The following is a 22,560-nucleotide window of genomic DNA, read 5'->3' on the forward strand; positions in this document are numbered from 1 at the left end:
AACAGGAGCTCGCCATGTACACACTCGGCATCAACGCCGCCTTCCACGACTCGTCTGCCGCGCTGGTGAAAGACGGCGTCGTCATCGCCGCGTCGGAAGAAGAGCGTTTCACCCGCATCAAGCACGGCAAGCGGCCCGTGCCCTTCTCGGCCTGGGAGCTGCCCTTCCACGCGATCGACGACTGCCTGCGCCAGGCCGGCATCACGCTGGCCGACCTGGACCACGTGGCCTACAGCTACGACCCGCAGAACTTCCTCGGCGAGCGCCTGCAGAACTCGACGAGCGCCACCATCACCCTCCCCTTGCAGCCCTCGGCCGCCGCGCCCGATGAGCGCTGGGAGAACCCGTGGGACCCGCTCTTCGCCGCCTACATCGTCAACGCGCCACGGCAGCTCGCCGACGGCCGCCCGCACCACCTGCGCAAGCGGCTCTCGGGCGTGAAGGCCGACAGCGCGCCCTACCGCTGGCATTTCGTCAACCACCACACCTGCCACCAGGCGAGCGCCTTCCTCGCCGCGCCCTATTCGCGATGCGCCGTGATGACGCTCGACGGCCGCGGCGAGCACGCCACCACCACCTACGGCCGCTACCGCGACAGCCGCTACGAGCCGATGGGCGAGGTGCTGATGCCGCATTCGCTGGGCATGCTGTACGAGCAGGTCACCACGCACCTCGGCTTCCTGCAGTCGAGCGACGAGTACAAGGTGATGGCGCTCGCCGCACTCGGCACGCCGCGCTATGCGCAGGGCCTGCGCGATCACATCGAGATCGGCGCCGAGGGGCAGTACCGCATCAACCGGATCGACCTCGACACCCTGGTCGGCCCGGCGCGCGTGCCCGGCGCCGCGATGGAAGAGCGGTACCTCGACCTCGCCGCCTCGCTGCAGGACGTGCTGGAAGACGTGGCGCTGCAGCTCGCGGGCTGGCTGCAGAAGGCCAGCGGCGAACGCCAGCTCGCCATGGCCGGCGGCGTGGCGCTCAACTGCGTGATGAACGCGCGGCTGCGCGACAGCGGCCTCTTCGACAGCGTGTGGATCCAGCCCGCGGCAGGCGACGCCGGCACCGCGCTCGGTGCCGCGCTGTGGACCGATGCACGCGAGCGCCGCGGCCTGCCGCCGAGTGGTTTCCCCGACAAGCTCACGCCCGCCACGGCCTGCACCTTCGCGCCGCGCCTCTGGCAGATGAACCACGCCTACCTCGGCCCCGGCTTCGACGACGACGAGATCGAGCAGCTGCTGCGCTGGGCCAAGCTCCCCTACCGCCGCGCCACCGACCTGGCGGCCGAGACGGCGCAGTTGCTGGCCGACGACTGCATCGTCGGCTGGTACCAGGGCCGCATGGAGTTCGGCCCGCGCGCGCTCGGCGCCCGCTCCATCCTCGCCTCGCCCATCGACCCCGCCATGCAGGCGCGCCTCAACGAGCTGAAGGACCGCGAGGACTTCCGCCCCGTCGCCCCGGCGGTGACCGAGGAAGACTTCGCCGACTGGTTCCGCCCGTCCGACGCCAACGAGGGGCGCTCGCCCTTCATGCTCTTCGTCTACGACGTCGCACCCGGCCAGGCGGCGCGCATCCCCTCGGCCTGCCACACCGACCGCACGGCACGCGTGCAGACCGTGAGCGCCGACACCAACCCGCGCTTCCATGCGCTGCTGCGCGCGTTTGCCGGCATCACCGGCGTGCCGGTGCTGGTCAACACCTCGTTCAACGTGCGCGGCGAGCCCATCGTGTGCACGCCGAAGGCGGCGATCGAGGCCTTCCACAGCACGCCGCTCGATGTGCTCGCCATCGGGAGCTTCCTCGTGGAAAAACCAAGATGAGCGACAGCCCTCCACGCATCTCCGTCGTCATCCCGACCTACAAGCGGCCGGAGCTTCTGCTGCGCTGCCTGCGCGCCGTGCTCTCGCAGCGGCAGGTCGACGCCCGCGACTACGAGGTCGTCGTGGTCGACGACGGCCACGACGACGCGACACGCGATGCGGTGCAGCAGATCGCCGCGCGCGGCGATGGCCTGCCGGTCGTCCGCTACCTGCGGCCGCCGCAGGGCCGTGGCCCGGCGGTGGCCCGCAACGCCGGCTGGCGCGCCGCGCGCGGCGAGCTCCTCGCCTTCACCGACGACGACACCATCCCCTCGCTTGACTGGCTGGCCGAGGGCGAGCGCGAGCTGCGCGCCCACCCGGCCTGGGTGGCGCTGTGCGGCCGCGTCGTGGTGCCGGTGGCGCCGCCGCCCACCGACCATGCGCGCATGACGCAGGGCCTGGCCACCGCCGAGTTCGTGACGGCCAACGCCTTCGTGCGGCGCCACGCGATGGAGACGGTCGGCGGCTTCGACGAGCGTTTCCTGCGCGCCTGGCGCGAAGACTCCGACCTGCAGTTCCGGCTGATGGAGCAGGCCGGCCCGGTGGGCCGCTCGCCGATCGCGGAGGTGGTGCACCCGGTGCGTGCGGCGCCCTGGGGCCTGAGCCTCTCGCAGCAGCGCAACACCTTCTTCGACGCGCTGCTCTACAAGAAGCACCCGGAGCGCTACCGCACGAGCATCCGCCCGGTGCCGCCGTGGAGCTACTACGCGACCGTGCTGCTGACGGCACTGTCCATCGTGCTGCTCGTGGCGGGCCAAGGCATCGCCGCTGGCGTGGCGGCGATCGGCGTGGCCGTGCTGGTGCTGCGCTTCGCCTGGCAGCGCCTGCGCCACACCAGCCACGACGCGGGCCACGTGATCGAGATGCTGTGCACCTCGGCGCTGATCCCGTTCCTCTCGGTCTACTGGCGCCTGCGCGGTGCCCTCCACTTCAGGGTGCTCTTCCTGTGAACACACGCAAGCTGCGCATCCTCACCTGGCACGTGCATGGCAACTACCTCTACTACCTGACGCAGGTGCCGCACGACTTCTACCTCGTGGCCGACGACGCACGCTCCACGCACCACAGCGGGCGCAGCGGCATCCTGCCCTGGGGCGACAACGTGCACGACGCCCACGTCGACCAGATCGCCGACATGGCGTTCGACGCCATCGTCTTCCAGTCGCGCGACGCCTGGGAGCACGAGCGCCACCGCATCCTGTCGCCGGCGCAGCTGCGGCTGCCGCGCCTCTACATCGAGCACGACCCGCCGCAGGAGCACCCCACCAACACCCGGCACTGGGTGCAGGACAAGGAGACGATGCTCGTCCACGTGACGCCCTTCAATGCGCTGATGTGGGACAACGGCGACACGCCGGTGCGCGTGGTCGAGCATGGCGTGAAGCCTCTCGCCGATGCCCGCTGGCACGGCCGCACCGAGAGCGGCCTCGTGGTGGTGAACAACCTCGACCGCCGCGGCCGCCGGCTCGGGCTCGACGTCTACCAGGCCGCTGCACGCGAGCTGCCGCTGTCGCTCGTGGGCATGGGCAGCGAACGCTGCGGCGGCGAAGGCGAGGTGCCGCACCACGCCTTGCCCGGCCGCATGGCCGAGCACCGCTTCTTCTTCAACCCCATCCGCTACACCAGCCTCGGGCTCGCGGTGATCGAGGCCATGATGGTCGGCGCGCCGCTGGTGGGCCTGGCCACCACCGAGCTCGCGAGCGTGATCCGCAACGGCGAGACGGGGCTCGTCGACACCCGGCCGCAGGTGCTCATCGACGGCATGCGCCGCCTGCTGGCCGACCGCGCCAGTGCCGGCCTCATCGGCGAGGCCGGTCGGCGCATGGCGCAGGAGCGGTTCAACATCGACCGCTTCGTGGCCGACTGGATGACGCTGCTGCGCGACGTGACCAGCTGATCAGGCCGCCAGCCGCTCGTTCGCGAGCTCGCTGCGGAAGTACGCGATCGTCTCGCGAAGCCCGTCCTCCAGCGACACGCGCGGCTCCCACTGCAGGTGGTGCTTCGCGCGCGAGATGTCGGGGCAGCGCTTCTTCGGGTCGTCGGGCGGCAGCGGGCGTCGCTCCAGCCGCGAGCGGCTGCCGGTCAGGCGCAGCACGTACTCGGCCAGCTTGAGCACGGTGTGCTCCACCGGGTTGCCGATGTTGATCGGGCCTTCGATGTCGGCCTCCATCATGCGCAGGATGCCTTCGACCGTGTCGTCGACGTAGCAGAAGCTGCGCGTCTGCTGCCCGTCGCCGTAGATGGTGAGCGGCTGGCCGCGCAGCGCCTGCACGATGAAGTTGCTGACCACGCGGCCGTCGCCCGGGCGCAGGCGCGGGCCGTAGCTGTTGAAGATGCGCACCAGGCGCACCGGCGCCTTGCGCTCGCGGTGGTAGGCGAAGCACATCGCCTCGGCCACGCGCTTGCCCTCGTCGTAGCAGGAGCGTGGGCCGATGGGGTTCACGAGGCCGTGGTAGGTCTCGGCCTGCGGGTGGACCTCGGGGTCGCCATACACCTCGCTGGTCGAGGCCTGCAGCACACGCGCGCCGCTGTGCTGCGCGGCCTCGAGCACCCGCCACATGCCCACGGCGCTGGTGAGCGTGGTCTGCACCGGCTGGCGCTGGTAGCTCGCGGGGCTGGCGAGGCAGGCGAGGTTGAAGACCCGCGTCGCGCCGTCGAGCCCCAGCGGCCACGACTGCACCACGTCGTGCCCGCGCAGCTCGAAGCGCGGGTGCGAGGCGAGCTGCTGCACGTGCGACATGTGGCCGCTCGACAGGTCGTCGAGCGCCACCACGTGGTGGCCCATCGCCACGAGCCGGTCGCAGAGGTGGCTGCCCAGAAAACCGGCGCCGCCCGTCACCACGGAAAGTTGAGGCATGTGTGCTCCTGCAAGGGCCCGCCGAAGGACAGGCCGTCCAGCGCTTCGGCAAGCCCTGTGCCTTTCACGATCGAGAAGGCGCCGCCGATGCACTGCGTCTTCAATCGATGTGAAGTGCAGCAAGTTTTGCGAAATCGGAAACGTGCGCGGCGTGAGGGCAATCCGCAGCGCCTGCCCAAGCCCGGTATGCGCATTGCCTTTCCAGCTTCAGTCCGATTGAAGTCCGTTGAAGCTGGAGCATTCCCATGGAGCAACCACTGCGCATTGCGCTCATCAGCGAGCACGCATCGCCGCTCGCCACGCTGGGCGGTGTCGATTCGGGCGGGCAGAACATCTACGTCGCCCATGTCGCCCGTTGCCTCGCACAGGCCGGCCACCAGGTCGACGTGCTCACCCGCCGCGACAGCGCCACGCTCGCGCCGTCCGTCGACATGCGGCCCGGGGCGCGCGTCATCCACATCCCGGCCGGGCCTTCGGAGTTCGTGCCGAAGGAGCAGCTCATGGCGCACATGCCGGAGTTCGCGCACGGCACCCGCACGCTGATGGAGCACAGCATGCCCTACGACTTGGTGCATGCGAACTTCTTCATGTCGGGCATGGTCGCGCAGCGGCTCAAGCGCACGCTGGGTCTGCCCTTCGTCATCACCTTCCATGCGCTCGGCCTCGTGCGGCGCGAGCATCAGAAGGAGGCCGATGCCTTCCCGATCGAGCGGCTCGAGATCGAGCGGCAGCTGGTGCACGACGCCGATGCGATCGTGTCCGAGTGCCCGCAGGACAGCGACGACCTCACCCGACTCTACGGCGCCGACCCCGAGCGCATGGCCATGGTGCCGTGCGGCTTCGACCCGGCGGAGTTCCGCCCGATGAACCGCGCGCAGGCGCGCACGAAGCTAGGCCTCGACCCGCACGAGTTCATCGTGCTGCAGCTCGGCCGCCTGGTGCCGCGCAAGGGCATCGACAACGTGATCCGCTCGCTGGCCCACCTGCCGCCCGACATGCCGGTGCGCCTGCTGGTGGTGGGCGGAGACGACCGCGAGCCCGACGAAGCGCGCACGCCCGAGATCGCGCGCCTGCGCAGCGTGGCTCGCGAGAGCGGCGTGGCGGCACGCGTGAGCTTCGTCGGCCACCGCAGCCGCGACGAGCTGCGCGAGTACTACTCGGCGGCCGACGTGTTCGTCACCACGCCGTGGTACGAGCCCTTCGGCATCACGCCGCTCGAAGCCATGGCCTGCGGCACGCCGGTGATCGGCAGCGACGTGGGCGGCATCCGCTATTCGGTGCGCGACGGCGAGACGGGCTTCCTCGTGCCGCCGCACGAGCCCGCAGCGCTGGCCCAGAAGCTCGAGCACCTGCAGGCCAACCCGTCGCTGGCCCGCGCGATGGGTCGCGCGGGCATCCGCCGCGCGCGCTCGCTCTTCACCTGGGAGCGCATCACGCGCGAGCTGGTCGACGTGTACCGCGAGGTCTGCGAGCGGCGCCGCGAGAGCCCGCCGCCCTGGCTGCAGCGGCCGCGGCTCGTGTCGCCCACCGGCACCGCCCTCGCGAGGTGACACCGTGCCCGAGCCGAACCCCCGCCGCCGCCGCGCCGTCTTCATCGACAAGGACGGCACGCTGGTCGAGAACGTGCCGTACAACGTCGACCCGAGCCTCGTCACCTTCACGCCGCACGCGATGCAGGGGCTGCGCCTGCTGTCGCAGCACGGCTACCCGCTCGTCGTGGTGAGCAACCAGCCGGGCGTGGCGCTCGGCTACTTCGACGAGGCCGCGCTCGCCGGCCTGCGCATGGTGCTGATGGTGCGGCTGGCCTCGCACGGCGTGCGGCTCGCCGGCTTTCGCTGCTGCCCGCATGCGCCCGATGCCGGCTGCAGCTGCCGCAAGCCCGCGCCCGGCCTGCTGCTGCAGGCCGCGGCCGACCTCGACCTCGACCTGCAGCGCTCATGGATGGTGGGCGACATCCTCGACGACGTGGAAGCCGGCCACCGCGCGGGCTGCCGCTCGGTGCTGCTCGACGTGGGCAACGAGACGCAGTGGAAACGCTCGCCCTTGCGCGAGCCCGAGTTCCGCGTGGCCAACCTGCTCGAAGCCGCCGAGACCATCCTCGCGGCCGACCATGTGATGTCGGCCTCGCCCAGGGAAACGACGTGATCCCGGCAGACGAACACACCGCCCGCGCGCAGGCCTGGGCCGCCGCCCGCCAGGTGCTCGTGGTGCGGCTCGACAACCTGGGCGACGTGCTCATGAGCACGCCGGCGATGCGCGCGCTGAAGCAAGGTGGCGCCCGGCTCACCCTGCTCGGCTCACGCTCGGGCGCGGCCGTGGCGCGCCACGTGCCGCTGATCGACGACACCATCGTCTACGACGCCCCGTGGGTCAAAGGCCCCGAGCACGGCAGCGCGGCCGACCTGGAGCTCATCGCCACGCTGCGCGACCGCGCCTTCGACGCGGCGGTGATCTTCACCGTGTGCACGCAGAGCGCGCTGCCGGCCGCCATGGCCTGCCGGCTTGCCGGCATCCCGCTGCGCCTGGCGCATTGCCGTGAGAACCCCTATGGCCTGCTGACCGACTGGGTGCACGACCGCGAGGTCTGCGAAGACGGCATGCGCCACGAGGTGCGTCGCCAGCTCGACCTGGTGCGCAGCGTCGGCCTGCACACGCCCGATGAACGATTGGCCTTCGAATGCCTGCCCGACGACGTGACCCGCATGCAGCGCAAGCTCGCAGCAGCCGGGGGCGACCCGGCGCGCAGCTATGTGGTGATCCACCCGGGCGCGACGGCGGCCTCGCGCCGCTACCCGCCCGAGCGCTTCGGCCAGGCGGCCGACATCCTGCAGCGCGAGACCGGCTGCCAGGTGGTCTTCACCGGCGGGCCCGACGAGCGCGAGCTGGTGGCCCGCGCACGCCAGGCGATGCAGGCCCACACGGGCGCGCCGGTCGTCTCGCTGGCAGGCGCGCTCTCGCTCGGCGAGCTGGCGGCGCTGCTGGCCGGCGCGCACACGACGGTGTGCAACAACAGCGGGCCGGCACACCTCTGCGCCGCGCTCGGCACGCCGGTGGTGGTGCTGTACGCGTTGACGAACCCGCAGCACACGCCGTGGCAGGTGCGCTCGCGGGTACTCAACCACGAGGTGCCGTGCCGCAACTGCCTGAAGAGCATCTGCCCCCAGGGGCACCACGCCTGCCTGCTCGAAGTGCAGGCCCCGGCGGTGGCCCGTGCGGCCCTGGAGCTGATGGGCATCGACGCCCCACCGCACCGCACCGTGCCACTGGTCCCCAGGGCCGCCATCGGCGCCCTGCCCCTCAGCGCATGAGCATGTCGTCGCTGCACGAGCTGCTGCGGCCTGTCGACGGTCGGCTGCGCATCGGCGTCTTCCGTGCGCTGGTGCTGGGCGACGTGCTTTGCGCCGTGCCGGTGCTGCGGGCGCTGCGCCATGCGTTTCCTCGCGCAGAACTCAGCCTCATCGGCCTGCCGTGGGCCGCCGAGCTCGCCGAGCGCCTGCCGCACGTCGACCGATTCTTCGCTTTTCCCGGCCACCCTGGCCTGCCGGAGCGCGCGCCCGACCTTGCCGCCTGGCCGGGCTTCGTGCAGCGCATGCAGGCCGAGCGCTTCGACCTGCTGCTACAGCTGCACGGCAGCGGCCGCATCACCAACCCGATGCTGGCAACCTGGGGAGCGCGGCATGTGGCCGGCTTCGTCGAGCCCGCCGGCTACTGCGCCGAGCCCGCCCTGCACGCGCCGTGGCCGACGACAGGGCGCGAGACGGAACGGCTGCTCACGCTCATCGACCACCTCGGCCTCCCCCGCCAGGGCAACCGGCTCGAGTTCCCGCTGCGACCAGAAGACCGTGAGGCGCTGGCGGCGTTGTGGCCCGGCGCACGCACGCGTCGCTCATGGGTGTGCCTGCACCCGGGCGCACAGCTGCCGTCGCGCCGCTGGCTGCCGGAGCGCTTCGCCGCCATCGGCGACCAGCTCGCCGAGGCGGGCCACGAGGTGATCGTCACTGGCACCGCGGCCGAGGCACCGCTCGCCGACGCGGTGTGCCGCGCGATGCGCGCCCCGGCGCGGTCGCTCGCGGGCCGCACCACGCTGTGGACGCTGGGCGCGCTGATCGAAGGGGCACGACTGCTGGTGTGCAACGACACCGGCGCGTCGCACGTGGCCGCGGCGCTCGGCACGCCGAGCGTGGTGGTGAGCCTGGGCGCCGACGTGTCGCGCTGGGCGCCGGCCGATGGGGAGCGGCACCGCGTGCTGTGGCAGCCGATGGCCTGCCGGCCCTGCGGGTTTGCCCAGTGCCCCACCGGCCACGGGTGCTCGACCGGGCTGCACGTGGCCGACGTGGCCACCGCGGTGGCCGAGAGCCTCAAGCTGTTCAGGGCTGCAGCATGAGCGGTCCGCCATTCCCAGAAGCAGTGTCGGCGCAGGGGTCGTTGCCGAAGGGCTGCCCTCCATAATCGATCGACCGAGGCCCGCACCGCGCCACGGAACGAGGACCACCCCTGCATGACCGTTGACCCGAGCCACCTGCACCACGCCGAGAAGGCGCAGGGAAAGTCGGCGGAAGGCCGCGCGGACTCGTGGGGCGACGTGCACCTGCGCCTGCTCGACCACCTGGCGCCGCCCTCGGTGCTGGTCGATGCCGGACACGACATCCTGCACCTCTCGCCGGCGGCGGGCCGCTTCCTGCAGTTCAGCGGCGGCGAGCCCAGCCGCAACCTGCTGCACGCGGTGCACCCCGCGCTGCGCGTCGAGCTGCGCGCGGCGCTCGACCAGGCCGCACGACACAACGAATCCTCGGCCGTGCCGCGGGTGCAGGCCGACCTGGGCAACGGCAGCATGGCGATCACGATGCGCGTGCTCCCGGCCCGCGACATCGCCGCCGGCCTGATGCTCGTGATCTTCCAGGCCGAGGCGTCCGATCTGGCACATGATGGCGACGAAGCGGCCCAAGTACACGTCCTCGACCCGGTGGCACGCCAGCTCGACCGCGAGATCGAGCGGCTCAAGGCCCAGCTGCGAGACACGGTGGAGCAGCACGAAGCCTCCACCGAGCAGCTGAAGGCCAGCAACGAAGAGCTGCAGGCCATGAACGAGGAGCTGCGCTCGGCCGCCGGGGAGCTGGAGACGAGCCGCAGGGACCTGCAGTCGATCAGCGAGAAGCTGACCACCGTCAACCATGAGCTCAAGAGCAAGGTCGACGAGCTCGGGCATGCCAACAGCGACATGCACAACCTGATGGACGCGACGGCGATCGCCACCGTGTTCCTCGACCGGCAGCTGCGCATCACGCGCTACACGCCGTCGGCCGTGTCGCTCTTCCACCTCATCGCGACGGACGTGGGGCGCCCGCTGGCCGACCTCACCAGCCCGCTGCGCTACCCCACGCTCGGCGCCGATGCGAAGAGCGCGCTGGAGACGCTCACGACGGTGGAGCGCGAGGTGGGCGAACGCGGCGGCCACTGGTACCTCGCCCGCATCCGGCCCTACCGCACCATCGACGACCGCATCGCCGGCGTGGTGCTCACCTTCGTCGACATCACCGATCGCAAGCGCTCGCAGGAGGCACTGCTCAATGCCGACGCGCGCTTCCGCGCCATCGTCAACCAGGCCACCGTGGGCGTGGTGCAGCTCGACCTGGAAGGCCGGCTCACCTTTGCCAACGAGCGCATGTGCCAGCTGCTCGGCTACGCCGAATCGGAGCTCATGGGCGCCGACGTCGCGACGCTCGTCCACCCCGACGACCTGCCGCTGCACCAGCAGCGCATGTCGCGGCTCCTGCACCAGCACGAGCCGTTCGAGATCGAGAAGCGCCTGCTCCGGCGTGATGGCAGCGAGCTGTGGGTGCACAACAGCGTGACCTGCCTGCCCGACGCGCACGGCCACGTCGAGGCGACCATCGCGGTGTGCGTCGACATCACCGAGCGCAAGCGGGCCGAATCCGCGCTGCGCAACAGCGAAGAGCACCTGCGCATGGTGGTCGAGAACGCACGCGAATACGCGATCTTCACCACCGACCTCGACCGCCGCATCACCGGCTGGAACACCGGCGCGCAACGCATCCTCGGCTACACCGGGCAGGAGGCCATCGGCCGATCGGCCGACATGATCTTCACGCCGGAAGATCAGGCCGAGGGCGCGCCATCGGCCGAAGCCGGGCAGGCGCTGGCCGAGGGCCGTGCGGGCGACGACCGCTGGCATGTGCGCAAGGACGGGAGCCGCCTGTGGGCGAGCGGTGTGATGATGGCCATGCACGACGCCAGCGGCCAGCTCGCCGGCTTCGTGAAGATCCTGCGCGACCAGACCGACGTGCGCCGCAACCAGCAGGCCCTCGAACAGGCCCTGCGCGACAACGAAAACGCGCGCACCGCGCTCGAGGCCGCCAACGTGGCGAAGGACCAGTTCCTCGCCGTGCTCTCCCACGAGCTGCGCACGCCCCTCACCCCCGCGGTGATGGCCTTGCAGCTGCTCTCGCGCCGCAAGGACATCCCCGAAGACGCCCACCAGGCGCTCGAGCTGATCCGCCGCAACATCCGCGTCGAGTCGCACCTGATCGACGACCTGCTCGACATCACCCGCATCTCGCGCGGCACGCTGGAGATGTCTCACGAACAGGTCGACCTGCACGAGATCATCCGAAGCGCCGTCGAGGTCTGCAGCGACGACCTGCAGGCCAAGCCACAGAAGCTGACGCTGGCGCTCGACGCCCCTGTGTCGACGGCGCTCGGCGACGCCCACCGCCTGCAGCAGGTCGTCTGGAATCTGCTGAAGAACGCCTCCAAATTCACCCCCGCCCAAGGCCTCATCCGCATCGGCACCTCGGTGCATGACGGGCGCTTCCGCATCGAGGTGTCGGACAACGGCATGGGCATCGATGTCGAAGCCCTGCCCCGCATCTTCGAGGCCTTCATCCAGGGAGGGGCCTGGGTGGCACGCGAGTTCGGGGGCCTGGGCCTCGGGCTGTCGATCTCGAAAGCCACCGTCGAGGCGCACGGCGGCACGTTGCGGGCGGCGAGCCCGGGGCGTGGGCTGGGCGCCACCTTCACCCTTGAGCTGCCGCTGGCAGCGACGTGAGCCACCCGCATGAGTACGCCGACGCCAAACCGCCCCAACCCCCCGCTGCGCGTGTTCGTGGTGGAGAACCATGACGACAGCCGCCTGATGCTGACGATGCTGCTGTCCTCGATGGGCCACCAGGTGAAGAGCGCTGCCTCCATGCACGAGGCGCTCGACGCCCTGCCCCAGGCCGACCCCGAGGTGCTGGTGTCCGACATCGGGCTGCCCGATGGCGATGGATGGGAGCTGCTGAAGCGCGTGCACCTGCCGCACGAGGTCTACGCCATCGCGATGAGCGGCTACGGCATGGCCAGCGACCGCGCCCGCAGCCTTGAAGCCGGCTTCCGGCATCACCTCGTCAAGCCGATGGACATCGAGCAGCTCGAGCACCTGCTGGCCGAAGCCTCGCGAGAACTCGGCAAGCGCTCCGACTGAAGGCTCGCCGCATCGCGGCATGTCGCCTGCCTGTGGACGGCATGCGCGGCCACCTGGTGCCGCGCCCTTGACACAGGAGTACGGCATGAAGAGCACCGATCACAAGCCCGACAGCATCGCTGCGGCAGACAAACGCGCCCAGGAAGACAAGGCCCGTCCAGAAGCGAAGAGCGACACCCCCTCCACGGCCAAACAACTGGCCTCGCACCCCATGGGCGCCATGGCGGGTGCCGCAGCGGGCGCCGCGGCCGGCGTGGTGACGGGCATCGCCGCCGGGCCCGTGGGCAGCCTGGCGGGGGCCGTGGTCGGCGGAGCAACGGGCGCCGTGCTGGGCTCGCAGACGGCGTCGGCCCAGAGCGGCCAGCCGCTGCCACCCGGCGCCGCCGACGGTGAAGCCGAAGCCGCGGCGCCGAGCATCCAACCCCCGACCGCACGCGCGAAGAAGAGCGCACCGTGAGCCCACGGCCCTGGCGCTGGCCGGCGTTGCTGCTGGGGCTGTCGCTCGGGGGTTTCTTCGACGGCATCCTGCTCCACCAGGTGCTGCAGTGGCATCACCTGCTGTCGAACGTCGACGCCGTCGACGACGCACGCCTGCAGCTGCTGGCCGACGGTGCTTTCCACGCGTTGATGTACGTCATCGCGGTGATCGCGCTCGTGGGCCTGTGGCGAGGCCGGTCGGCGATGACCGGTCCCGGCGCCAGCCGATGGCTCGTGGGCATGGTGCTGATCGGCTTCGGCGCCTGGCACGTGATCGACGCCGTGCTGTCGCACTGGGTGCTGGGCATCCACCGCGTGCGCAGCGACTCGCCCCATCCACTGGCGTGGGACCTGCTCTGGTTCGCCGTCTTCGGCATCGTGCCGCTGGCCGGGGGCTGGCTGCTGCGCCGCGCGGGCGGGCCCGGTCTGGGCGATGGCCGCGCCACGGCGGTCTCGCTCGCCTTCACCACCCTCCTCGCGGGGGCGGTTGCGGCCTCGCCGCCGGGCGACAACGCGGGCGAGGTCATGGTCATGTTTGCCCCTGGCGTGAGCCCGGCCTCTGCCTTTCGTGCGCTGGCCGAGGCCGATGCGCGCGTGCTCTGGGTCGACCGCTCCGGTGGGCTCTGGGCGGTGAAGCTCGAGCAGCCGGAGGCGGCACGCGCGCTATACCGGAAGGGCGCGTTGATCGTCAGCAGCTCGGCGATAGCCTGGGGCTGCATCTCGTGGTCGCGCGCCTGAGGGCCGGGAAACTGCGGGGAACTTTTCCGCTTGGAAATTCCTGCAGAAAACCCGTCGTCTGTACCCGCTCGCCTGGGTCCATACGCGGAGGCGCGAAAGGCACGTCGGTTGCCCATCAGGGAGACCGGAGCTTTCTCCGGCAATTCAATCACTGAAGGAGATCGTGATGAGCCAGAACCAAAACCGCCAGCAAGGTGGCCAGCAAGATCAACAACAGCAAGGCAACCAGAGCAACCAGGGCAACCAGCAGCAAGGACGCCAGCAGGAGCAGCAAGGCGGCTCGCAGAACCAGCAGGGTGGCCAGCAGCGCAACGAGGCGAACCGCGAGCAGGAACGCAACCAGAACCGCAACGAGCGGAACGACAACCGCTAAGCGCCGTTGATCGTGAGCGGCGGGCTTGCCCCTGGCGGGCATGCCCGCTTTTCTATTGCCTTCCCCGCTAGGCCAGGGACGCCGGTGAATCCGATTCGTCCGGCGACGGATTGCCGTTGTAGTCCTTCACGCGGTTGTAGAGCGTCTTGAGGCTGATGCCGAGCGCAGCCGCCGCGCGCTCCTTGTGGTGGTTGTAGTGCTTCATCGTGGCGAGGATCAGCATGCGCTCGGCGTCGGCCAATGAGCAGCCGATGGGGATGCTCACCGCGTCGCCGGTGTGCTCTTCGCGCCGCGGCATGGGGCCGTTGGTGGGCAGCCATTCGGGGCCGATGGTCTGGCCGTCGGTCATGACGAAGACCCGCTGTATCACGTTGCGCAGCTCGCGCACGTTGCCGGGCCAGCGGTAGAGCGACAGCTTGACCAGCGCCTCGGGCGAGAGCCGCTTGTTCGTGCCCTCGGCGCGGTTGAACTCGTCGAGGAAGTGCTGGGCCAGCAGCTCGATGTCGTCGCCACGCCGCCGCAGGGGCGGCAAGTCGATTGGAAACACCGCGAGCCGGTAGTAGAGGTCTTCGCGCAGGCGGCCGCTCTCCACCGCCCCTTCGGGCGAACGGTTGGTGGCGGCGATCACGCGCACGTCGCACTCCTGGCGCACGGTGGATCCCACGCGCATGAAGGTGCCGGTCTCGAGCACGCGCAGCAGCTTGACCTGCAGCTCGGGCGCCATCTCGGTCACCTCATCGAGGAAGAGCGTGCCGCCGTGGGCGCGCTCGAAGAAGCCGATGTGCTGCCGCTCGGCGCCGGTGAAGCTGCCCTTCTCGTGGCCGAAGATCTCGCTTTCCATCAGGTGGGGCGAGATAGCCCCGCAGTTCACCGCCATGAAGGGCGCGCGGCGCCGCAGGCTCAGGTCGTGCACGGTGCGCGCCACGACCTCCTTGCCGGTACCGCTGTCGCCGGTGATGAGCACCGTGACCGCCGTGCCGCTCACGCGGCCCACCTGGTCGTGCACCCGCTGCATCAGCGGGCTGCGCCCGAGCATGTGGCCGAAGCGGCCGCTGCGCTTCCATTCCTCGGTGACCTGGCCCAGCTCGGCCTTCAGCGCCGAGGGCGGCGTCATGCGCGACAGCACGCCGTCGAGCTGCACGGTGTTGAGCGGCTTGATCAGGTAGTCGGCCACACCGAGCCGCAGCGCCTGGATCGAGGTCTCGACCGACGCATGGCCGGTGATCAGCACCACCTGCGCATTGCCAATCGCCCCCGGCGACTCGAGCAGCGACAGCCCGCTGCCATCGGGCAGCTGCAGGTCGAGCAGCACCAGCTCGGGCTGCTCGAGCACGAGCTGGCGCCGCGCGGCATGCAGGCTGTTGGCGGTGGCCACCGTGAAACCGGCATCGGCCACCAGGGCCGCCATCATCTTGGCGGCGTCTTCATCGTCTTCAACGATCAGTACACGGCTCATCGCATCCTTCTTCTTCACTTCGAAAGCATCAGGCGGCGCAGCTTCGCAGCGTCCAGCGGCTTGGGCATGTGGGCATCGAAGCCCGACCCCATGGCACGGCGGGCGTCCTGCAACATGCCGTAGCCCGACACGGCGATCATCAGGCCGGGGAATCCGGCGGCACGCGCACGCAGCGCGAGTTCGAAGCCATCGAGGCGCGGCAGGCCGATGTCGACGATCGCGACCTCGGGCCGCTGCTCGACCAGCTTCTCGAGCCCCGACGGCCCGTCATCTGCCCACGTCACGGCATGGCCGTCGAGCTGGAGCAGGCTGCACAGGGCGAAGCGCGCATCGTCGTTGTCTTCGATCACGAGCACGCGCAGCGCACGATCGGCGGCCCGCGCGTGGCTGCCGTTGCCGCCGCTGTGCACCGGCGCCTCGGCCACCGGCAGGCGGATCTCGAAGCAGCTGCCCTCGCGCGAGCTGGTGGCCCGCACCGTGCCGCCGTGCAGCTCCACCAGGCGCTTGACCAGCGTGAGGCCGATGCCGAGCCCGCCCGCGCGCCGGTCGAGCGGCCGCTGGCCTTGCGCGAACAGGTCGAACACATGCTCCAGCACCTCGGGCGCGATGCCGGGGCCATGGTCGACCACCGTCACCACCACCTGGCCTGCCTCCTGACGCGCCTGCACCTCGATGGGCGACTCGTCGGGGGTGTAGGTGATGGCGTTGACCAGCAGATGCGTAACCACCTGCTCCATGCGGGCGACGTCAATCTCGACCCACAGCGTGGGTATGTCCAGCACGATGCGCCCTTCGGGCGCCCGGCCGCTTCGCTCGAGCTTGCGAACGGTCTGCTCGAGCACTGAGCCCATCAGCGCGAGCTCCTTTTCCAGCCGCAGCTTGCCCGACATGGCGCCCGTCACGTCGAGCATCTCGGCCATCATGTGGCCGAGGTGGAGCGTCTGGCGCGCGATGATCTCCTGCGCTTCGCGGGCGATGGGGTCGTCGTCGCCACGGCGCTGCAGCACCTCGACGCCGGCCGAGATGGCGCTCAGCGGGTTGCGCAGCTCATGCCCGAGCATCGACAGGATCTGGTCATGTGCGCGGTGTGCCGCCTCGGCGCGCGCGCGGGCCACGCGCTCACCTTCGACCAGCACCTCCTGCATGAGACGGGTCTCGTGCCGCTCCGTGGTGTCGTAGACCACGCCCACCATCTCGTGCGGCCGCGCAGCCTCGTCGTAATGCAGGGACACGCGGCCATCGAGCCAGCGCTTGCGGCCGCCCGGTGCCGCATGGCGGGCCGACCACGCCATGGTCGCCGCGCGCCGGGCCACGGCGGCCTCCAGGCTCTCGCGGAAGATGTTGCGGGTTTCGGGATCCAGGGCGGCGAGCCACCCCGCAATGGGCGTCTGCAGGCGCTCGGCCGGCCGGCTGAAGAGCTGGGCCAGGCCCGCGCTCCAGCGCAGGCAGTCGGTGTCGAACTGGTAGGTGAAATAGCCGAACGAGCCGTCTGCCTGAGCCAGATCGAGCAGGCGGTGTTCGGTGAGGCAGTCTGGTGTCATGGCTGGTGGCTGGGTGGGCGCCGCGTTCATGAGCCCCGGCAATCGGCGCGCCTGTGCGCCGCCCGCTGGCGCACGAGGTGCGCGGTGTCTGGCACGGCGATGTTCGGCAAAGTTTGCGGAGTTCGGAAATGCCCGCACAGTCGATGGGGGCGCATCGCACGGGCCGCGCTCTCGACCGCCAGGGGCATGTGGTTTGCCGATTCCCGGGACGTATCAACCCCAGGAGAACCACCTATGACCACCCTAGCCCGCTTCGTCACCCGCGCCGTGCTCGCCGCCGGCGTCATCGCCCTCGCCACGCCGGCCTTCGCCCGCTCGGACGCCGCCTTCATGAAGCAGGCGGCCCAGAACGGCGCCGCCGAGATCGAGGCCAGCAAGCTGGCACAGCAGAAGGCCAAGCGCCCCGACGTCAAGGCCTTCGCCGATGCGATGGTCAACGACCACACCAAGGTCGACGGCGAACTCAAGCAGCTCGCCGCCAGCAAGAAGGTGGAGCTGCCCACCGGCCCGTCTCTCAAGCAGAAGGGCGAGCTGAAGATGATCGACGCGGGCGATGCCGACAAGTTCGACCAGCGCTACACCAAGGCCTTCGGCGTGAAGGCCCATGAAGACACGATCAAGCTCTTCGAGGAGGCCGCGGCCAAGGCCACCGACCCGGAGGTCAAGGCCTTCGCGCAGAAGACCTTGCCGTCACTCAAGCACCACCTGGAAATGGCGCGCGCGCTCGATACCGCAGCACCGAGCAAGTAAGCACGTCAGGCGCCTCGGGCGAAGTCGGGCAGCCCGGGCCGGATCTCTTCGGTCTGCTGCTCGTCGGCCCGCGGTGGCGACAGCAGATCCTCGTTTGGCGAGTTGCCCGCCGCGCCCATGCCGGCGTTGGCCAGCTGCATGTCCTGCAGCTGCTCGCCGAAATTGGGCTTCGACGCCGAGAGCAGCGGCGATGGCTCGGCGGCCAATGTGTCGCCGTCGTCGGCCGAACTGTCCTGGGTGGCGGAGCGCTGTTGCCCCATCCTGTAGAGCGCGACACCGATGCCGGTGGCGGCGAGAAGCAGCGTCAAAGTCTTGAGGGCCATGCCGGCCTCCTTGGGGTGAGCTCGCCGGTCGGCAAGCGGGTGTGTGGACAAAGCGGGCGGCAAGCCGCCCGCCCTACGCGTCGCCGACGGTGACGATCACCAGGCCGCTTCCTTTGCAGCCCGGGCATTCGCCGCCGTCGTCACGACGGCCGCTGCCGCCGCACGCCGGGCACGGCGCCTCGCCGGTCTGGCTCACGCCAGGCTCCTGGGGCTCGGGCTCGGTCGGTGCGGCAGGCATGGCCATGGTGGCGCTCAGCGCTCGTCGCGGTTCTCGTTGCGCTCCTGGCGGTTCTCGTTGCGCTCCTGCTCACGATTGCCTTCGTTGCGCTGCTGCTGGCCACCTTGCTGACCGCTCTGCGAGCCGCCCTGCTGCTGCTGGCCGCTCTTGCTGCCACCGCCTTGCTGGTTCTGCGAGCCGCCTTGCTGCTCCTGCTGGTTGCGCTGCTGGTCTTGCTGGCTGCCCTGCTGATTGCGCTGCTGGTCTTGCTGGCCGCCCTGCTGGTTGCGGTTCTGTTGCTGAGTCATGACGATCTCCTGAGGTTTGCCGCACACGACATGTGTGCTGGACATTTCACAGGAGGCAACCCATGTGCCGGCACCCGTGGGCGCGGCACGTCACCGCGTCAGCGTGCAACGAAGGGCATGCCGTGGATGGCCACGCCTTGCGCGTGGCCGGCGAGCCGTTCGAACTCCTCCGGGTCGCGCGAGCAGCTCACCTGCACCTCGGGATGATCGTGCACGAGCTTGCGCAGGCGGGCCTGGTTCTGCAGCCGCAGGCGGCGGCTCTTTTCCATCAAGGTCTGGTAGAGGCGCAGCCCCGGCGTGCACCACGGCCGCTGGGCGTCCATCTCGCGGTGGTGAAAGTACGCGTCGCCCGCCTGCAGCAGCCAGCCGCGGTGGGTGCGCACGGCCACACCCGCGTGGCCGTGCGTGTGGCCGGGCAAGGGCACGAGTGCCACGCCTTGCGGCAATCCTTGCCCCGTGCAGACTCCCTGGAAGCCGAGCCATGTCTCGCCGCCGGTCACGCCGTGCAGCCGCCAGCGCTCGCGGCTGCTCCACTGCTGCGGCCGGTAGCGCTGGCGATCGAGCCAGGTGCTCTGGCGCATGGCCTCGTCGCGCTCGCGGCGCAGCAGGTGCACCTGCGCAAACGGAAAGTCGTCGAGCCCGCCTGCGTGGTCGAAGTCGAGGTGCGTGAGCACGATGTGGCGCACGTCGGCAAGCTTGTGCCCCAGCGCCTGCACCTGGCGCGCGGCCGTCATCTCCTCGCGGAAGTCCGGGCTCAGCATGGCCAGGAAGAAGCTGCTGAGGCGGCTCTTCGGGTGGGCCACATCGCGCAGGCCGAAGCCGGTGTCCACGAGCACCAGCCCGTCGTTCGACTCGACGAGCAGGCAGTGGCAGCACAGCCTGCCGCGCTCGAAGACCGAGCCCGAGCGGCCGTCCATCAGCCGCCCGCCCAGGGGGCAGGACGACACGCAGTTGAGGCGATGGATCTTCATGCGCGTACCTCACGCCGCTGACACGGCAGGCGGCGCGGCGGCGGCGGTGCCGTGCAACGCCGCATCACCCGCTTGCCGGCCTTGGGTGACGAGCTGCTCGATGCGCTCGGGCGAGTAGTCGAACTGGCCCGAGATGCCGTCGTGCTCGAGCGGCGGCCGGCGGATGCGCAGCCACTGCACGCCGCCGGTCTCGTCGAGCTCGCGTGGCGCGAGCTTCGCGATCTGCAGCAGGTTGAGCATGCGGTAGGTGATCTCGGCGCCGGAGCGCGGCACGACCGGCAGCCGCTGCGGCAGCTGCTCGATCGTCACCAGCCGAAGCGGCTCGCCCGCCTGCAGGCGGCCGGTGGTGCGCAGGCGCGCGACGAGCGCCGGCAGCATCGAGTCGCGCATCAGCTCGCCGTCCCAGTAGGCGCGGCCGTCGATGGTCACCGGGTCGAAGAGGACCGGGATCGCCGTGCTTGCCATCAGGTGCATCGGCTCGATCGTCGCGGCATCGCTGTCGAAGAGCTGCAGCTCGCCATCCACCACCGCGGTGGCGGCCGCGGCGAGCAGCGGCAGGTCGTCGCGCTGCGCGCTCGCATAGCCCGGCGCATGCGCCTGCACGAGCGAGAGCATCGCGCTGCGGTCGAAGAGAGGCCGCTCGAAACGCTGCAGGCCATACCACGGGTTCCAGCGGTGATAACAAGGCCGGTACAGGCCGCGATTGCCCACCAGCACGCCGCTCAGGAAACCATTCCAGCTGCGCAACGCGCGCGCCAGTCGTGGTCACCGATCGGCCAGCCGCAGAACGGGAGCGAGGGGCTCGCGATCTGCTCTCGCCACAGCGCGCTCAGGCACCCGGCACCGAGATCCGGCTCGTGCAGGCGATGCGCGACCACGGCCGCGTTGATCGCGCCGATGGACGCACCGGCCAGCCCGATGAGCCGGGCATCGCGCTCGCGCAGCCAGGGTGCGAGCGCCTCCCACACGCCGGAGGCGAATGCGCCGAGCGCGCCTCCGCCCTGAAAGACGACGACGGTCTTCATGCGATTCCTTCCAACGCGCCTTTGCGGATCGATGTGCACATGGTGTGACTCCTCTCTGCCCTTCGTCAGGCAAGCGGCGTGCGCGGCGCCGGCGTGGGCCTACGCGGAACATCGCTTGCCGACAGCTCGGGCATGACAGCGTCCGACACCCCCCGCTTCCGCGCCGAAGACATCTTTCTCCACCAGCAGATCAAGACGCTGCACGCGAATCCAGCCCGCCATGAAGTGGTCTGCGATGTGCAGCACGTTGAGCGCGAGGACGACGGCTATTGCTCGGCGCTCTGGCTCTTCAACATCGAGGGCCGCGGCGAGCCGTTGCAACTCACGCCCGGCACCGCACGCGACGCGCAGCCGCAGTGGTCACCCGACGGCCGGCGCATCGCCTTTCTCTCCGACCGCGCCGGTGGCGCGCCACAGCCCTTCGTGATCGACCGCGAAGGCGGCGAAGCACGCGCTTTACCGGAATTGCCGCAAGGTGCAGAAAGCTTCGCGTGGCATCCCGATGGCCGATCGCTGCTCGCCACCGGGCCGGTGCGGGTGGACCCGGATGCGCACGGCAACGTCGACAACGAGGGGACACCCCCACCCCGCGGGCCCGATGACCCGGAGGTGGTATGGCGCCTCCCGTACGAGCTCGACGGCATGGGCTACACGCTGGCCGAGCGTGTGCACCTCTTTCGCATCGACATCGAGCGCGGCAGCGTCGAGCAGCTCACCCGCGGCGATTACGAGGTACGCGGCTTCGACGTCTCGCACGACGGCAGGCGCATCGCGTACTCGCGCACCCGGGAGGATGCACAGCACTGCACCGACATCTGGGTGATGAACGTCGATGGCAGCGAAGCGCGCCGGCTGACGCACCAGCAGGCCACGGCGAGCAGCCCGTCGTGGTCACCAGACCGGCGCAGGATCGTCTTTCAGGGCGCGCTCGACGAGGGCGACGCACAGGCTCGCCTGTGGCACATCGAGATGGAGACCGGCCAGGTGCAAGGGCTGGGCGACGAGTCCATCGAAGTCGTGCCCGCCGCCCCGTGCTGGGCCAAGGACGGCCGGCGCCTGGCCTGCATCCGCGCGCACCACGGCCTGCAGGAAGTGGTGCTGATCGACGTGCCCAGCGGGCGCTGCACGGTCGCCGTGAGCGGCGAGCGGCATGTGGAGAGCCTCGTCGCGACGCCCGAGCATTTCATCTACACGGCCACCTCGCCGGCCTCGCCGCAGGAGATCCGCGTGAGCCGCTGGAACGGCGACGACGAGCGCGTGCTCAGCCGCTTCAACGCGTGGTGGCACGAGCGCCGCCCGCCGCGCGTGGAGATCCGCCGCTTCAAGGTGCCCGACGGCCGCGGTGGCGAGGAAGAGATCGACGGCTGGCTCATGCTGCCTGCCGATCACCGGGGCGGGAGCGTGCCGCTGCTGGTCGACGTGCATGGCGGGCCCGCGAGCTACGTGCTCGTGGCCTACACCTCGGCGCCACACTGGCCGGTGCTGTGCGACCAGGGCTGGGCGGTGCTCGCGCTCAACTGCACCGGCTCCAGCAGCTACGGGCGCGATTTCTCGGCGCGCCTGCGCGGCCGCTGGGGCGAGCTCGACCTGCAGCAGCACATCGCCGCGGTGAAGGCGCTCCAGCGCGAGGGCCTGGCCGACGATCGGGTGGCCATCAACGGCAAGTCGTACGGCGGCTACCTGAGCGCGTGGGCCATCGGGCAGACGCAGCTCTTCCGCAGCGCCGTGGTGCTGGCCCCGGTGGGCAACCTCGAGACGCACTACGGCACCTCCGACAGCGGCTACCACGCCGACCCGTATTCGATGTGCGGCGAGCCCTTCCTCAACCGCGAGACGAGCGTGAAGCTCTCGCCGATGCGGCACGTGCAGAAGACGCGCACGCCCACGCTCTTCCTGCAGGGCAAGGAAGACGAGCGCTGCCCGAAATGCCAGTCGGAGGAGCTCTTCGTCACCATCGCGCGCGCCGGCGACACGCCGACCGAGATGGTGCTCTACCCCGGCGGCAGCCACCACTTCTGGGAGAGCGGCCGGCCTTCGCATCGCCTCGATGCCCTGAAGCGCAGGCTGGGCTGGCTCACCCGCTGGATCGACCAGCCGCTGAAAAAGGCCTAGCGCCTTCTGAACGACGACCCGAAGACCGTGGCGCTGGAAACTGCGGCGGCTGGTCGCAGGCGGCATGCAGACG

23 protein-coding genes are annotated in these 22,560 nt (G+C 70.4%); 14 read left to right on the top strand and 9 right to left on the bottom strand.

The window, feature by feature from the left end; all coding sequences use genetic code 11:
• The first annotated feature begins 14 nt into the window (after positions 1-14).
• From JI745_RS05695 to JI745_RS05705, 3 genes are read left to right on the top strand one after another with little or no spacing between them, the layout of a single operon-like run.
• Positions 15-1,817, top strand: a complete 1,803-nt coding sequence (locus JI745_RS05695) for a carbamoyltransferase C-terminal domain-containing protein (RefSeq protein ID WP_201804516.1) — start codon at positions 15-17, stop codon at positions 1,815-1,817.
• Positions 1,814-2,806 carry a glycosyltransferase family 2 protein gene (locus tag JI745_RS05700; protein WP_201804518.1) on the top strand — a complete coding sequence of 331 codons (993 nt, stop codon included), beginning with the start codon at positions 1,814-1,816 and terminating at the stop codon, positions 2,804-2,806. The genes JI745_RS05695 and JI745_RS05700 overlap by 4 nt, the downstream gene beginning before the upstream one ends.
• The gene (locus tag JI745_RS05705; RefSeq protein WP_201804520.1) at positions 2,803-3,753 is read left to right on the top strand and encodes a glycosyltransferase family 4 protein; all 951 of its coding nucleotides are present in this window, start codon (positions 2,803-2,805) and stop codon (positions 3,751-3,753) included. The genes JI745_RS05700 and JI745_RS05705 overlap by 4 nt, the downstream gene beginning before the upstream one ends.
• On the opposite strand, the gene JI745_RS05710 is transcribed toward JI745_RS05705, so the two are convergent.
• Positions 3,754-4,713, bottom strand: coding sequence for a UDP-glucuronic acid decarboxylase family protein (locus tag JI745_RS05710; protein WP_201804521.1), 960 nt, complete (start codon positions 4,711-4,713; stop codon positions 3,754-3,756).
• Between the two features lie 245 nt (positions 4,714-4,958).
• On the opposite strand from JI745_RS05710, the gene JI745_RS05715 reads away from it, so the two are divergent.
• The 9 genes from JI745_RS05715 (at position 4,959) to JI745_RS05755 (ending at position 13,784) form a co-directional block, all read left to right on the top strand.
• The gene (locus JI745_RS05715) at positions 4,959-6,263 is read left to right on the top strand and encodes a glycosyltransferase family 4 protein (RefSeq protein ID WP_404932799.1); all 1,305 of its coding nucleotides are present in this window, start codon (positions 4,959-4,961) and stop codon (positions 6,261-6,263) included.
• Positions 6,264-6,267: 4 nt separating this feature from the next.
• Positions 6,268-6,858 carry an HAD-IIIA family hydrolase gene (locus JI745_RS05720; protein WP_201804523.1) on the top strand — a complete coding sequence of 197 codons (591 nt, stop codon included), beginning with the start codon at positions 6,268-6,270 and terminating at the stop codon, positions 6,856-6,858.
• Entirely contained in the window at positions 6,855-8,021 is a 1,167-nt protein-coding gene (locus JI745_RS05725) for a glycosyltransferase family 9 protein (RefSeq protein ID WP_310738494.1), read from the top strand. Before JI745_RS05720 ends, JI745_RS05725 begins: the two co-directional genes overlap by 4 nt.
• Positions 8,018-9,097 (top strand): glycosyltransferase family 9 protein, encoded by a 1,080-nt coding sequence (locus JI745_RS05730; RefSeq protein ID WP_236674913.1) that lies wholly within the window; start codon positions 8,018-8,020, stop codon positions 9,095-9,097. Before JI745_RS05725 ends, JI745_RS05730 begins: the two co-directional genes overlap by 4 nt.
• Before the next feature lie 114 nt (positions 9,098-9,211).
• Positions 9,212-11,779, top strand: a complete 2,568-nt coding sequence (locus JI745_RS05735) for a PAS domain S-box protein (protein ID WP_201804525.1) — start codon at positions 9,212-9,214, stop codon at positions 11,777-11,779.
• A gap of 9 nt (positions 11,780-11,788) precedes the next feature.
• Entirely contained in the window at positions 11,789-12,196 is a 408-nt protein-coding gene (locus JI745_RS05740; protein WP_201804532.1) for a response regulator, read from the top strand.
• A gap of 85 nt (positions 12,197-12,281) precedes the next feature.
• Positions 12,282-12,653 carry a hypothetical protein gene (locus tag JI745_RS05745; RefSeq protein WP_201804534.1) on the top strand — a complete coding sequence of 124 codons (372 nt, stop codon included), beginning with the start codon at positions 12,282-12,284 and terminating at the stop codon, positions 12,651-12,653.
• Positions 12,650-13,411, top strand: a complete 762-nt coding sequence (locus tag JI745_RS05750; RefSeq protein WP_201804535.1) for a DUF2243 domain-containing protein — start codon at positions 12,650-12,652, stop codon at positions 13,409-13,411. Before JI745_RS05745 ends, JI745_RS05750 begins: the two co-directional genes overlap by 4 nt.
• A 166-nt stretch (positions 13,412-13,577) precedes the next feature.
• Positions 13,578-13,784 (top strand): hypothetical protein, encoded by a 207-nt coding sequence (locus tag JI745_RS05755; protein ID WP_201804537.1) that lies wholly within the window; start codon positions 13,578-13,580, stop codon positions 13,782-13,784.
• Between the two features lie 67 nt (positions 13,785-13,851).
• On the opposite strand, the gene JI745_RS05760 is transcribed toward JI745_RS05755, so the two are convergent.
• Positions 13,852-15,240 (bottom strand): sigma-54 dependent transcriptional regulator, encoded by a 1,389-nt coding sequence (locus JI745_RS05760; protein WP_201804538.1) that lies wholly within the window; start codon positions 15,238-15,240, stop codon positions 13,852-13,854.
• Positions 15,241-15,254: 14 nt separating this feature from the next.
• Complete coding sequence (locus JI745_RS05765) at positions 15,255-16,781, bottom strand: ATP-binding protein (RefSeq protein WP_201804540.1); 1,527 nt, start codon at positions 16,779-16,781, stop codon at positions 15,255-15,257.
• Between the two features lie 234 nt (positions 16,782-17,015).
• On the opposite strand from JI745_RS05765, the gene JI745_RS05770 reads away from it, so the two are divergent.
• Positions 17,016-17,531, top strand: a complete 516-nt coding sequence (locus JI745_RS05770; RefSeq protein WP_201804541.1) for a DUF4142 domain-containing protein — start codon at positions 17,016-17,018, stop codon at positions 17,529-17,531.
• Between the two features lie 5 nt (positions 17,532-17,536).
• On the opposite strand, the gene JI745_RS05775 is transcribed toward JI745_RS05770, so the two are convergent.
• The 6 genes from JI745_RS05775 to JI745_RS05800 all read right to left on the bottom strand — a co-directional run bounded on the left by JI745_RS05775 (position 17,537) and on the right by JI745_RS05800 (position 20,375).
• Positions 17,537-17,854, bottom strand: a complete 318-nt coding sequence (locus JI745_RS05775; RefSeq protein WP_201804543.1) for a hypothetical protein — start codon at positions 17,852-17,854, stop codon at positions 17,537-17,539.
• Between the two features lie 73 nt (positions 17,855-17,927).
• Positions 17,928-18,098: a hypothetical protein gene (locus JI745_RS05780; protein ID WP_201804544.1), complete on the bottom strand. Its 171-nt coding sequence runs from the start codon at positions 18,096-18,098 to the stop codon at positions 17,928-17,930.
• Positions 18,099-18,106: 8 nt separating this feature from the next.
• On the bottom strand, positions 18,107-18,379 hold the full coding sequence (locus JI745_RS05785; protein ID WP_201804545.1) for a hypothetical protein: 273 nt from the start codon (positions 18,377-18,379) through the stop codon (positions 18,107-18,109).
• Positions 18,380-18,477: 98 nt separating this feature from the next.
• Positions 18,478-19,350, bottom strand: coding sequence for an MBL fold metallo-hydrolase (locus JI745_RS05790; protein ID WP_201804546.1), 873 nt, complete (start codon positions 19,348-19,350; stop codon positions 18,478-18,480).
• A gap of 9 nt (positions 19,351-19,359) precedes the next feature.
• A complete protein-coding gene (locus JI745_RS05795) occupies positions 19,360-20,097 on the bottom strand; it encodes a patatin-like phospholipase family protein (RefSeq protein WP_201804547.1) in 738 nt (245 codons plus the stop codon).
• Complete coding sequence (locus JI745_RS05800; protein ID WP_201804550.1) at positions 20,073-20,375, bottom strand: patatin-like phospholipase family protein; 303 nt, start codon at positions 20,373-20,375, stop codon at positions 20,073-20,075. Before JI745_RS05800 ends, JI745_RS05795 begins: the two co-directional genes overlap by 25 nt.
• 132 nt (positions 20,376-20,507) lie before the next feature.
• Here JI745_RS05800 and JI745_RS05805 point away from each other — a divergent pair, with 132 nt between their 5' ends.
• The gene (locus tag JI745_RS05805) at positions 20,508-22,487 is read left to right on the top strand and encodes a S9 family peptidase (protein WP_201804552.1); all 1,980 of its coding nucleotides are present in this window, start codon (positions 20,508-20,510) and stop codon (positions 22,485-22,487) included.
• Positions 22,488-22,560: the final 73 nt, after the last annotated feature.

This window comes from Piscinibacter sp. HJYY11, from assembly GCF_016735515.1.
GTDB lineage: Bacteria > Pseudomonadota > Gammaproteobacteria > Burkholderiales > Burkholderiaceae_C > Rhizobacter.

Excerpts from the sequence above, each read along its gene's own strand:
- JI745_RS05780 (WP_201804544.1), bottom strand. The coding sequence starts at position 18,098 with ATGGCCATGCCTGCCGCACCGACCGAGCCCGAGCCCCAGGAGCCTGGC.
- JI745_RS05695 (WP_201804516.1), top strand. The coding sequence starts at position 15 with ATGTACACACTCGGCATCAACGCCGCCTTCCACGACTCGTCTGCCGCG.
- JI745_RS05785 (WP_201804545.1), bottom strand. The coding sequence starts at position 18,379 with ATGACTCAGCAACAGAACCGCAACCAGCAGGGCGGCCAGCAAGACCAG.
- JI745_RS05800 (WP_201804550.1), bottom strand. The coding sequence starts at position 20,375 with ATGAAGACCGTCGTCGTCTTTCAGGGCGGAGGCGCGCTCGGCGCATTC.
- JI745_RS05790 (WP_201804546.1), bottom strand. The coding sequence starts at position 19,350 with ATGAAGATCCATCGCCTCAACTGCGTGTCGTCCTGCCCCCTGGGCGGG.
- JI745_RS05715 (WP_404932799.1), top strand. The coding sequence starts at position 4,959 with ATGGAGCAACCACTGCGCATTGCGCTCATCAGCGAGCACGCATCGCCG.
- JI745_RS05760 (WP_201804538.1), bottom strand. The coding sequence starts at position 15,240 with ATGAGCCGTGTACTGATCGTTGAAGACGATGAAGACGCCGCCAAGATG.
- JI745_RS05740 (WP_201804532.1), top strand. The coding sequence starts at position 11,789 with ATGAGTACGCCGACGCCAAACCGCCCCAACCCCCCGCTGCGCGTGTTC.
- JI745_RS05765 (WP_201804540.1), bottom strand. The coding sequence starts at position 16,781 with ATGACACCAGACTGCCTCACCGAACACCGCCTGCTCGATCTGGCTCAG.
- JI745_RS05735 (WP_201804525.1), top strand. The coding sequence starts at position 9,212 with ATGACCGTTGACCCGAGCCACCTGCACCACGCCGAGAAGGCGCAGGGA.
- JI745_RS05710 (WP_201804521.1), bottom strand. The coding sequence starts at position 4,713 with ATGCCTCAACTTTCCGTGGTGACGGGCGGCGCCGGTTTTCTGGGCAGC.
- JI745_RS05805 (WP_201804552.1), top strand. The coding sequence starts at position 20,508 with ATGACAGCGTCCGACACCCCCCGCTTCCGCGCCGAAGACATCTTTCTC.
- JI745_RS05770 (WP_201804541.1), top strand. The coding sequence starts at position 17,016 with ATGACCACCCTAGCCCGCTTCGTCACCCGCGCCGTGCTCGCCGCCGGC.
- JI745_RS05775 (WP_201804543.1), bottom strand. The coding sequence starts at position 17,854 with ATGGCCCTCAAGACTTTGACGCTGCTTCTCGCCGCCACCGGCATCGGT.
- JI745_RS05730 (WP_236674913.1), top strand. The coding sequence starts at position 8,018 with ATGAGCATGTCGTCGCTGCACGAGCTGCTGCGGCCTGTCGACGGTCGG.
- JI745_RS05755 (WP_201804537.1), top strand. The coding sequence starts at position 13,578 with ATGAGCCAGAACCAAAACCGCCAGCAAGGTGGCCAGCAAGATCAACAA.
- JI745_RS05745 (WP_201804534.1), top strand. The coding sequence starts at position 12,282 with ATGAAGAGCACCGATCACAAGCCCGACAGCATCGCTGCGGCAGACAAA.
- JI745_RS05700 (WP_201804518.1), top strand. The coding sequence starts at position 1,814 with ATGAGCGACAGCCCTCCACGCATCTCCGTCGTCATCCCGACCTACAAG.